Below are 10,568 nucleotides of genomic sequence, written 5' to 3' on the forward strand. Positions count from 1 at the left end.
ACGCCGCGCAGATCATCGCCGGCACGTCGTTCGACTGCACGCCCTGCACCCCCGGGGAGGTCGCCGACAAGGTGTGCTTCCTGGACGGCGGGGTGGTCCTGGAGCGCGGCACGGCGCGGGAGCTGTTCGGGACGCCCCGGGAGGAGCGGACCCGGAGGTTCCTTCGGCGGATCACGGAGGCGGGCCGGCTCTGACGGCCGTGCGGCGGATGCCCGGACAACCGCGGCGGCGGCCGGGACGGAGGGGTCAGGTCCCTCGTCCCGGCCGCCGCCGGTTCACGTGCCCCTGGGGGCGGTCAGACGGTGCCGTCCCCGCCCGAGGGCTTGGAGGGCGTCGAGGCGCCGCCGTCGGTGTCCGACGGGCCGGCCGGGCCGGCCACGGCGGCCTTCTCGGCCTCCTCCGCCTTCTCCCGCTCGGCGGTCTTCTTCGACGCCATCAGGCTGGTGATCGTGGTGATCACCAGGACGCCGCAGATGACCGAGAGCGAGAACGGGATGGAGATCTCCGGGACGTGCACGCCGTTCTCGTGCAGGGCGTGCAGGACGAGCTTCACGCCGATGAAGCCCAGGATCACCGACAGGCCGTAGCTGAGGTGGACCAGCTTCTTCAGCAGGCCGCCGATGAGGAAGTACAGCTGGCGCAGGCCCATCAGCGCGAAGGCGTTCGCGGTGAAGACGATGTACGGGTCCTGCGTCAGACCGAAGATCGCCGGGATGGAGTCCATGGCGAACAGCACGTCGGTCATGCCGATGGCGAGCATCACGACGAACAGCGGCGTCATGATCTTCTTGCCGTTCTCGACGATGAACAGCTTCGTGCCGTGGTAGCGGTCGGCGACGCCGAACTTCGTCTCGATGGACTTGAGGAGCTTGTTCTCCTCCCACTCCTCCTCGTCCTCGTCGGCTCGCGCCTCCTTGATCAGCTTCCACGCGGTGTAGATGAGGAACGCGCCGAAGATGTAGAAGACCCAGGAGAAGCTGGAGATGATCGCCGCGCCCGCCGCGATGAAGATCGCGCGGAGCACCAGGGCGATCAGCACACCGAAGAGCAGCACCCGCTGCTGGAGGTGGGTCGGGACCGAGAACTTCGCCATGATCAGGATGAAGACGAAGAGGTTGTCGACGCTCAGCGACTTCTCGGTGATGAACCCGGCGAAGAACTCGCCGGAGGCCTGGCTCTCGCCGACCGCCAGCAGGCCGATGCCGAACGCGATGGCCAGGGCGATCCAGACCACCGTCCAGATGCCGGCTTCCTTGATCGACACGTCATGGGGTTTGCGGCCGATGAAGAAGTCGACCGCGATGAGGGCGCACAGACCGACCACGGTCCACACCCAGATGTTCAGAGAAACGTCCACTCCTGCGCCTCCGGCAGATTGCTACGGCAACTCGTGTCAGCGTCGTCGCTGCCGGAGGTCTCTTCCACCCGGGAGTGCCGTACAGCACTCCGCGGGCCGGCGCCCCGGGATCTCAGGATCCGTATTGACGGGAACGCCGCAGTCGGGAGTACTCCCCTCCGCGTCATGAAGGGTACCCGAAGTACCAAGAGAGGGTAAAGCGCGAGGTAAGGGCGGACCAAGGAGGCAGCTCAGGGGCGTCGGCCGCGGCGCGCGGCGGCCGCCTGCTCCAGGGCGGAGGCCAGCGCCCCGCTGCCGGGCGGGACGACGGCCGGGGCGAAGGTCCAGGCGTGGCCCACCCACGGGTCGGCGAGGTGGTCGTCCGGCAGCGGGGTGAGCCGCAGCAGGGAGCGCCACAGCGGGTCGAGGAGCGGGCCGTAGGAGGCCGCGTCCTCGCGGTCGGCGACCATCATCAGGTGCACCCCGACCTTGGGGCCCTCCTCGGCGAGGTAGCGGAGCTGGGTGACGGCGCGGTCGTCGAAGCCGTGCGGGAAGTCGTGCACGATCAGCAGCTGCTCGGCGGGGTCGAGGTCGGACGGCAGCGCGTCGGGCGCTCCCCCGCGGATCGCCATCTGCACCAGGTCGACGCGCTGGGCGAGCCGGGAGAGCGTCGCGGTGACCCCGGCGGGTCCGGTGGCGGGCGGTCCGGCGAGCACCCCGGAGGCGGTCAGCGGGGCGAGGGCGGCCGATCCGGCGCCCGCGGCGTCGATGACGTGCGCGGTGAACGCGCCGGGCGGGTGGACGGCGACGAGCCGGGCGGTGTGGGCGACCGCGGACTCCAGGGCGAGCCGGCGCAGGGACGTGTCGTCGTGGAGGAGGGCCGCCTCCGAGGAGGCGCGGCCGCTGTCGATCCACAGGCCGCGCTCCAGGGGCAGCCGGACCAGCATGGGGATGCACAGCGACGGCCGCTCGGGCAGGTGCAGGTCGCCCAGGCGCAGGGCGAGCGGGGCGGACTGCGCGGACGGCCGGTGCGTCTGCCAGACCGGGCTGCCCCAGTCGGCGAAGGCGGGCGGCAGCGCGGGCTCGACGACGGCGGCCTCGGCCTGCAGCTGGTCGAGATCCCGGTCGAGGACGGCGCGGGCCTGGGCGACGAGCTCGTCGTGGCGGGCGTGGGCGGCGGCCCTGGCGGCGTGGACGCCGGTGCCGACGCGGTCGCGCGGGTCGGAGAGGACCGCGTCGAGCTCCTTCTCCAGCCGGGACTGGGCGAAGTCCTCCGCGCTGCGGTAGGCGGCGACGGCGCGGGCCAGGTCCTCGAACATGCCCCAGACCTGGTTGTAGAGCCGCTCGTCCATGGACCAGCCCGAGGCGTCGCCCGCGAAGGGGACGGGGGCCTCGGTGGGCGGCGCCGGGCTCGGAGCGGGCGGCGCGGTCCGCTCGCGCCGGGGGTGGGAGTAGTCGATCCGCTCGCCGGGGCCGGGGACCGGGGCGCCCTGCTGCGGCGGAACGCCGGGCGACGGGGGTTGGGGCCGGGGCTGCGGCGGGAGTCCCGCGCCCGCGGTGGGCGGCCCGGGCGCGTGCCCGGCGGCGCCGGCGGCCGCGGCGGTACGGGAGCGGGTCCCGTCGTGCGGCGCGGGGCGGGGCGGCGGGGTCAGCGCCGCCGCGTGGCCCTTGGCGACCGCGGACTCGACGGCGACCGCGAGCGCGGCGGCGTCGGGAACCCGCTGGTCGGCGAAGAGGGCGGGCAGGCCGCCCTCGTACCCCTGGCCGACGGCGCGGACCTTCCAGGCGCCCTGCCGGCGGTAGAGCTCCAGGGCGACGACGGCGCTCTCGCTGGTGAGGTCGGTCAGGGTGAAGCCGGCGATCTCCGTGCCGTCGAGGCCGGTGACGGCGAGGTGCGGCGAGGGGACGGCGCCGAAGCGGGCCGGGCCGCCGATCCCGGTGGGCAGGGCGAGCAGGACGCTGACCCGGTGCGTGGTCGCCGGGAGGGCGCCGAGGTCGACGGCGAGGCGGTGCTCGGCGGCGGCCTGCCGGGAGACCTCCAGGCCGGGGAGCCGGGGGGCGCCGGGGTGGACGACGCCGCCGGGGCCGCCGCTGCGGCCCTGTTCGTCGCCGAGCGTGGCGGCGGCCACCACCGGGGCGCCCGCCGAGACCCTGATCTCCAGCCGGGTGTCGGGCAGGGGGTGGTTCTGCCCCCGCACCAGCTCTGCCGCCATCCCCTGCTCCCCCGCTCTCGTGTTGTCCGTGCCCGCCCGCGGGTGTCAGAGGTGCGGCAGGATCGCCGGCATGAGGTCCTGGAAGGTGCGGCCGTTGGCCGGGTTGCCCAGGGCGGTCATGGTCCAGCCGTTGCCCGCGCGGTGCACCTTGGCCATGATCTGGGCGGTGTACTGGCCGCCGCCGTCCAGGGTGTAGCGGGCGAGCTCCTGGCCGTTGGTCTCGTCGACGATGCGGCAGAACGCGTTCTGCACCTCCTGGAACGTCTGGCCGGTGAAGGAGTTCACCGTGAAGACGATCTGGTCGATGTGCACGGGCACGCGCTGGAGGTCGACGAGGATCGCCTCGTCGTCGCCGCCCTGGCCGGCGCCGCCGACCAGGTTGTCGCCGGTGTGGCGGACCGAGCCGTCGTCGCTGACGAGGTGGCGGAAGAAGACGACGTCGATGGGCTGCTTGTCGGCGAAGAGCACCGCCGAGGCGTCGAGGTCGATCTCGCGGGTGCGCGAGCCGAACAGGCCGCGGCGGGGGGCGGCCTGCCAGCCCAGCCCCATCCGGACCGAGGTCAGGACGCCGCCGTCGGCCTTCTGGAGGCTGACGGCCTGGCCCTTGGACATGTTGACGCTCACGCGTACTCCCCCTTCGTACGGGACGATTGGTCTGCACCCTATGCATGCGTGCCGGGGATGCGGCCGGGGCGACCGGTTTTTGTGTCGTTCTTGCAACACACCGGGCGGGCGCGGGGTGTTGCCGCGGGTGGGAGGTCAGGCCAGGCCGGCCTCGCGCATCTGGCGCAGCTCCTTCTTGAGCTCGCCGACCTCGTCCCGGAGCCGGGCGGCGACCTCGAACTGGAGCTCGGCGGCGGCGGCGCGCATCCGGTCGGTCATCTCCTCGATCGTGGCGGCCAGTTCGGCGGCCGGACGGTCGGTGAGGACCTCGGTGTCCTTGCCCTTGCGCCGCTTGGACGCCCCGCCGGCCGCGCCGCCCGCCTCGCCGCCGGTCGTCCTCCCGCCGAGGGCGGGGACCGGGGCCTTCGCGGGCCTGCCGTCCGTGCCCTGCCGGTAGCCGGTGCCGAGCAGCTGCTCGGTGTCGACCTCCTCGCGGGCGATCGTCGCCACGATGTCGTTGATCTTCTTGCGGAGCGGCTGCGGGTCGATGCCGCGCTCGGTGTTGTAGGCGATCTGCTTCTCGCGGCGGCGGTTGGTCTCGTCGATGGCCCGCTCCATCGCGGGGGTGACCTTGTCCGCGTACATGTGGACCTGGCCGGAGACGTTGCGGGCGGCGCGGCCGATGGTCTGGATCAGCGAGGTGCCGGAGCGAAGGAAGCCCTGCTTGTCGGCGTCGAGGATGGCGACGAGGGACACCTCGGGCAGGTCCAGGCCCTCGCGGAGCAGGTTGATGCCGACCAGGACGTCGTACTCGCCGGCCCGCAGCTCGCGCAGGAGCTCGATGCGGCGCAGGGTGTCGACGTCGCTGTGGAGGTAGCGGACCTGGATGCCGAGCTCCAGGAAGTAGTCGGTGAGGTCCTCGGCCATCTTCTTGGTGAGGGTGGTGACCAGGACCCGCTCGTCCTTCTCGACGCGGGTGCGGATCTCGTGCACCAGGTCGTCGATCTGGCCCTCGGTGGGCTTGACGACGACCTCGGGGTCGACGAGGCCGGTGGGGCGGATGATCTGCTCGACGAACCCGTCGGACCGGGAGAGCTCGTAGGGGCCGGGGGTGGCGGAGAGGTAGACCGTCTGCCCGATGCGCTGCTGGAACTCCTCCCACTTCAGCGGGCGGTTGTCGAGCGCGGAGGGGAGCCGGAAGCCGTGGTCGACCAGGGTGCGCTTGCGCGAGGCGTCGCCCTCGTACATCGCGCCGATCTGGGGGACCGTGACGTGCGACTCGTCGAGGACGAGGAGGAAGTCCTCGGGGAAGTAGTCGAGGAGGGTGTGCGGGGCGGTGCCGGGGGCGCGGTCGTCGAAGTGCATCGAGTAGTTCTCCACGCCGGAGCAGGAGCCGATCTGGCGGAGCATCTCGATGTCGTAGGTGGTGCGCATCCGCAGCCGCTGGGACTCGAGCATCTTGCCCTGCCGGTCGAGCTCGGCGAGGCGCTCCTCCAGCTCCTTCTCGATCCCGGCGATCGCCTTCTCCATGCGCTCGGGACCGGCCACGTAGTGCGTGGCGGGGAAGACGTAGAGGTGCTCGTCCTGGCTGATGATCTCGCCGGTGAGCGGGTGGAGGGTGGAGAGGGCCTCGATCTCGTCGCCGAACATCTCGATGCGGACGGCGAGCTCCTCGTAGACCGGGAAGATCTCGATGGTGTCGCCGCGGACGCGGAAGGTGCCGCGGGTGAAGGCGAGGTCGTTGCGGGTGTACTGCATCTCGACGAAGCGGCGCAGCAGGGCGTCCCGGTCGATCTCCTCGCCGACCTTGAGCGGGACCATCCGGTCGACGTACTCCTGCGGCGTGCCGAGGCCGTAGATGCAGGAGACGGAGGCGACCACGACGACGTCCCGCCGGGTGAGCAGCGAGTTGGTGGCCGAGTGGCGCAGCCGCTCGACCTCCTCGTTGATGGAGGAGTCCTTCTCGATGTAGGTGTCCGACTGCGGGACGTAGGCCTCTGGCTGGTAGTAGTCGTAGTACGACACGAAGTACTCGACCGCGTTGTTCGGCAGCAGCTCGCGGAACTCGTTGGCCAGCTGGGCGGCGAGGGTCTTGTTCGGCGCCATGACGAGGGTGGGGCGCTGGAGCCGCTCGATCATCCAGGCCGTGGTCGCCGACTTGCCGGTGCCGGTGGCGCCGAGCAGGACGACGTCCTTCTCGCCCGCACGGATGCGCTTCTCCAGGTCGGCGATGGCCGTCGGCTGGTCGCCGCTGGGCTGGTAGGGACTGACGACCTCGAAAGGCGCCACCGTGCGTTCGATCTTCGATACGGGCCGCATGGATCCACCGTACGACCCGCCACTGACAACGGCGCTCCTCAGCGGGTGCGGCCGCCCGCGAACACGTCGTCGGCGGGCTGCCGCGCGGGACGCGCGGTCTGCTGGTCGGGCTTGCCCTCCAGGACCAGCGGGTCGAACATCACGACCACCCCGGCCAGGAGCAGGAAGATCAGCGGGCCGAGCAGCATCGGGGCGAGCAGGGAGACCCCGGAGTCGCCGGCCGGGGAGATCGAGGACTCGTGCAGGTGGACGCCGAGGGCGGCCATGCCCGTGTAGTGCATGCCGCAGACCGCGACCCCCATGACGACGCCGGCGCCGAGGCTCCAGACGAAGTTGCGCGGCTGGACCGCCGCCCACAGTGCGGCCGTGGCGGCGACCACGGCGACGACCACCGAGAGCACCACGATCACGGTGTCGTAGGTGAGGGCGCCCTGCAGGCGCATGGCCGCCATGCCCATGTAGTGCATGCAGGCCACGCCGAGGCCGGTGACGGCGCCGCCGGTGAGCAGCGCGCCGACCGTGGCGCCCCGGTAGCCGACGATGAAGACGCCGATGCCGACCACGACGATCGCGACGGCGAGGCTCGCGAAGGTGAGCGTCCTGTCGTAGTTGACGGGTGTCTCGTCGACGGTGAAGCCCATCATCGCGATGAAGTGCATGCTCCAGATGCCCGAGCCGATGGCCGCCGCGCCGAGCGCGAGCCAGCCGGGCCGCCAGGAGTCCTCCTGGATCAGGGAGCGGGTCGTGCAGCGCAGTCCGAGCGCGCTGCCGAGCCAGGCCATCAGGAACGCCGTCACCGGAGTGACCCACCCGTAGCTGAATCCGTCGATCGTGCCCTGCATCTGTCGTCGCCCCTCGCCCTCTTCTTTTGAAGCAGAGACTATGGCCGCGGGGAACGCGTTCGAGCCATATTCGATAACGAAACGGCACCGTATCGGGAGGGCCCCCTCCGCTTGGCCCGCGATCACGTGACAGCCGTGCGCCGGCGGTTTGCCGGAGGCTCCGGGCCGGGATGATCTCCGCGCCGGGACAGGACCTCCGGCGGTGCCACCGACGCGAGGAGTCCCCCATGCGAGCCGCTCCGCCGACCGCCCGACGCCTCGTGCTCGCCGCCCTGGTCGCGGCCTGTGCGCTCGTGCTGTCCAGCGCCCACGCGGTCGGCCCGGTCCCGGTGCCGCTGCGCGCGGACGCCGCGGCCCTGCCGCCGGTCGTGATCGCCCACCGGGGTGCTTCGGCGTCCGCGCCGGAGAACACGCTCGACGCGGTGGACGCGGCCGCCCGGGCGGGTGTCGAGTGGGTCGAGAACGACGTCCAGCGGACCCGCGACGGCGTGCTCGTGGTCGTGCACGACCGCACGCTGGCCAGGACCACCGACGTCGAGCAGGTGTATCCCGGGCGCGCCCCGTGGCGGGTCGGCGACCTCACGGCGGCCGAGATCGCGCGGCTCGACGCGGGCAGCTGGTTCGGTCCGCGGTTCGCGGGCGTTCGGGTGCCGACCTTGGCGCAGTATCTCGGGCGCGTCGAGCGCAACGGGCAGAAGCTCCTCCTGGAGATCAAACTGCCGGACGCGCATCCCGGCATCGCCCGCGACACCCTGCGGGTGCTGGCCGCCGCGGGCTGGCTCGACCGGGCGCGTGCCGCCCACCGGCTCGTGGTGCAGAGCTTCGACGCGGACACCCTCCGCGCGGTGCACGCGCTACGGCCCGACGTCCGGACGGCCTTCCTGGGCGCGCCCCCGGTCGGCGAGCTGCCTGCGTACGCCGGGTTCACCGACGGCGTCAATCCCGGCCGCAGAACCCTCACGGCGGCCTACGTCCGGGCCGTGCAGACGGTCCGCGGACGCAGGGGAGAGCCGCTGCGCGTCTTCGCCTGGACCGTCGACACCCACGGAGAGGCCCGCCGGGTGGCCGGCTACGGCGTCGACGGCATCATCACCAACCGCCCGGACGTCGTGCGCGACGCCTTGGAGGGCTGACCGGGACGGCGCAGGGAGGCACGGCGCAAGGGGCTCCGCGCAGGCCGGGTTCCGCGCGTCGCCGCCGGGGGGACGGTGGGCGGCGGTCCCGTTGTCAGTGGCGGCCCGTACCGTGATCGGCATGGACATCGAGTGGGTGGTCGTCGGTTCGGACGTCGGTCCGCTGCTGCTGGCGGCCACGGACGCGGGGCTGGTGTGCGTGGCCTTCCACGCGGAGGACGGGGTGCGGGACGGGACGCTGGCGCGGCTTTCCGCGAGGCTCGGCGGCAAGCCGGTCCACGCCCCCGGCTCGCCCCGGCTGGCCGAGCCGATACGCCAGTTGGAGGCGTACTTCGCGGGCCGGCTGCGCGAGTTCGACCTGCCGCTCGACTGGTCGCTGTGCACCGGCTTCAACCGCCGGGTGCTGCGCGAGCTCGCCGCCGAGGTGCCCTACGGCACGGTCGTCGGCTACGGCGACCTGGCGGCCCGGGTCGGCAGTCCGGGCGCGTCCCAGGCGGTGGGGCTCGCGATGGGGGCCAACCCGCTGCCGCTCGTCGTCGCGTGCCACCGGGTCGTGGAGAGCGGCGGCGGGATCGGGGGGTTCGGGGGCGGGGTGGAGACGAAGCGGCGGCTGCTCGCGCTGGAGGGGGTGCTGCCCGAGCCGCTGTTCTGATCGCACACAGGGGCCGGCGCTCCGGGCCTGCACTCCGCACCCCGGGCCTGCGGGACAGGGCCCTGCGACCGCCTCTGCCGGGGTCCCGCGCTCCCCCGGATCAGGCGGCGGAGGACGTGATGCAGTAGGCCTTGCGCAGCGTCTCGTGGACGGTCCACGTGGTCCGGTCGCCCTCGCGCAGCACGCACACGTCGCCGGGCCCGACCTCGAGCGTCGCCCCGCCCTCGATCAGGATCGTCGCCCGGCCGCTGACCACCACGAACATCTCGTCGGCCTCGGTGTCGGTGACCGTGCCGGGGGTGATCTGCCAGATGCCGCGGACCACGGAGCCGTCGGCGGACTCCGAGAGCACCCGGCCGGTGACCTCCGGGGTGCCCGCGACGATCTGGGCGGGGTCGAGGGGCTCGGGGACGAGGTCGGCGTCGGGGATGTGCGCGACGAGGGAGACGGCCGCGGGCTGGTGATCGTGAGTGGTCATGCCGCGCAATGTAGCCGCGTGCCCGGGGACGCCCCGGCGCGACCCCCCGGTGCGCGGAGGCCGGGCCTCCGCGGCCGGCCGGGGCGGAACCCGGCGCTCCGCTCGTGCAGAAGCCAACTCGTGTACCTCGTAACGGAGCTGATGAAGCAACAGGTAACGCGATCGTCACGCAAAGCGCACTTGTGGCCAGAGATTCGACAGGCGATGATCCCGACACGGTGTTGCCATCTCTGACCTATCGAAGGACCGCTCCATGACGCAGACCACGCCCCCGCTCTGGCTCCAGGGCCGCGAAGCGGTGATCGCCGCGGCAGCCCCCGAGGACTGGCGGCACGAGGCACCCGACTACCACCTCTCCCACACGGTCATGCCGGGCGAGCGCTCCACGGACCACGCCCCAGACTCCCTCGAGGCCGTCGTGGAGTCGATCGTGCAGGTCTTCGAGATGGAGGTCTCGCACAAGCACGACCCGCAGACCTGGGTCTCGATGGTCGGCGAGCACTTCCGCACCCGGGTCAACGGCGGGGAGTGGGCGGACTCCGCCGCACTGACCGAGAAGGGCACGTACAACGTCCTGATCGGCGACAGCGTCTTCTACCCGAAGCAGTCCTTCGACTCCTCGCACGACACCTTCCACGGCGCCTTCCCGAACGGCTTCTACTGGGAGGTCCTGGAGGTCCTCTCCCCGCCGCCGCTCGTCACCTTCAAGTGGCGCCACTGGGGCACCTTCGCCGGCGCGTACGAGGGCCACGAGCCCAACGGCAAGCGGATCGAGATGTTCGGCGTCAGCGTCGCGAAGGTCGACGACGACCTGAAGCTGCTCGAGGTCGAGCACTTCTACGACCCGAACGCCTTCCTCGGCCAGCTGACCGGCGGCTGCCCGGTGACCGGCCACGGGGCCGGCGGCGCGTCCGCCCCCGCGTCCGACTCCTGACGACGCCGGCCGGCACCGGCCGACGCGCACGGCGGAGCCCCTGAAGGGGCTTCCGGGG

At 72.4% G+C, this 10,568-nt stretch carries 9 protein-coding genes and 1 pseudogene; 4 read left to right on the forward strand and 6 right to left on the reverse strand.

The window, feature by feature from the left end:
- Window positions 1-56 precede the first annotated feature (56 nt).
- A pseudogene (locus tag ACFWEG_RS17225) lies at window positions 57-194 on the forward strand (peptide ABC transporter ATP-binding protein); the annotation flags it as partial.
- 101 nt (window positions 195-295) lie between these two features.
- On the opposite strand, the gene ACFWEG_RS17230 reads toward ACFWEG_RS17225, so the two are convergent.
- The 5 genes from ACFWEG_RS17230 to ACFWEG_RS17250 all read right to left on the reverse strand — a co-directional run bounded on the left by ACFWEG_RS17230 (window position 296) and on the right by ACFWEG_RS17250 (window position 7,313).
- Window positions 296-1,357, reverse strand: coding sequence for a TerC/Alx family metal homeostasis membrane protein (locus tag ACFWEG_RS17230; RefSeq protein WP_387215649.1), 1,062 nt, complete (start codon window positions 1,355-1,357; stop codon window positions 296-298).
- A 230-nt stretch (window positions 1,358-1,587) separates the two neighbouring features.
- Window positions 1,588-3,549 carry a TerD family protein gene (locus ACFWEG_RS17235; RefSeq protein WP_387215652.1) on the reverse strand — a complete coding sequence of 654 codons (1,962 nt, stop codon included), beginning with the start codon at window positions 3,547-3,549 and terminating at the stop codon, window positions 1,588-1,590.
- Between the two features lie 45 nt (window positions 3,550-3,594).
- A complete protein-coding gene (locus ACFWEG_RS17240; protein WP_387215655.1) occupies window positions 3,595-4,173 on the reverse strand; it encodes a TerD family protein in 579 nt (192 codons plus the stop codon).
- A 135-nt stretch (window positions 4,174-4,308) separates the two neighbouring features.
- Window positions 4,309-6,471, reverse strand: coding sequence for an excinuclease ABC subunit UvrB (gene uvrB, locus ACFWEG_RS17245; protein WP_387215659.1), 2,163 nt, complete (start codon window positions 6,469-6,471; stop codon window positions 4,309-4,311).
- Between the two features lie 38 nt (window positions 6,472-6,509).
- Entirely contained in the window at window positions 6,510-7,313 is an 804-nt protein-coding gene (locus tag ACFWEG_RS17250) for an MHYT domain-containing protein (RefSeq protein ID WP_387215662.1), read from the reverse strand.
- A gap of 227 nt (window positions 7,314-7,540) precedes the next feature.
- Between ACFWEG_RS17250 and ACFWEG_RS17255 the strand changes: the two genes are divergently transcribed.
- Entirely contained in the window at window positions 7,541-8,446 is a 906-nt protein-coding gene (locus ACFWEG_RS17255; RefSeq protein ID WP_387215665.1) for a glycerophosphodiester phosphodiesterase, read from the forward strand.
- A 121-nt stretch (window positions 8,447-8,567) separates the two neighbouring features.
- Complete coding sequence (locus ACFWEG_RS17260) at window positions 8,568-9,098, forward strand: methylated-DNA--[protein]-cysteine S-methyltransferase (protein ID WP_387215668.1); 531 nt, start codon at window positions 8,568-8,570, stop codon at window positions 9,096-9,098.
- A 100-nt stretch (window positions 9,099-9,198) separates the two neighbouring features.
- Here ACFWEG_RS17260 and ACFWEG_RS17265 read toward each other — a convergent pair whose 3' ends face one another.
- A complete protein-coding gene (locus ACFWEG_RS17265; protein ID WP_387215671.1) occupies window positions 9,199-9,576 on the reverse strand; it encodes a cupin domain-containing protein in 378 nt (125 codons plus the stop codon).
- 253 nt (window positions 9,577-9,829) lie between these two features.
- Between ACFWEG_RS17265 and ACFWEG_RS17270 the strand changes: the two genes are divergently transcribed.
- Entirely contained in the window at window positions 9,830-10,510 is a 681-nt protein-coding gene (locus ACFWEG_RS17270; protein WP_387215674.1) for a SnoaL-like polyketide cyclase, read from the forward strand.
- Window positions 10,511-10,568: the final 58 nt, after the last annotated feature.

Origin of the sequence: Streptomyces sp. NPDC060194 (assembly GCF_042728285.1) — a bacterium.
Lineage (GTDB): Bacteria > Actinomycetota > Actinomycetes > Streptomycetales > Streptomycetaceae > Streptomyces.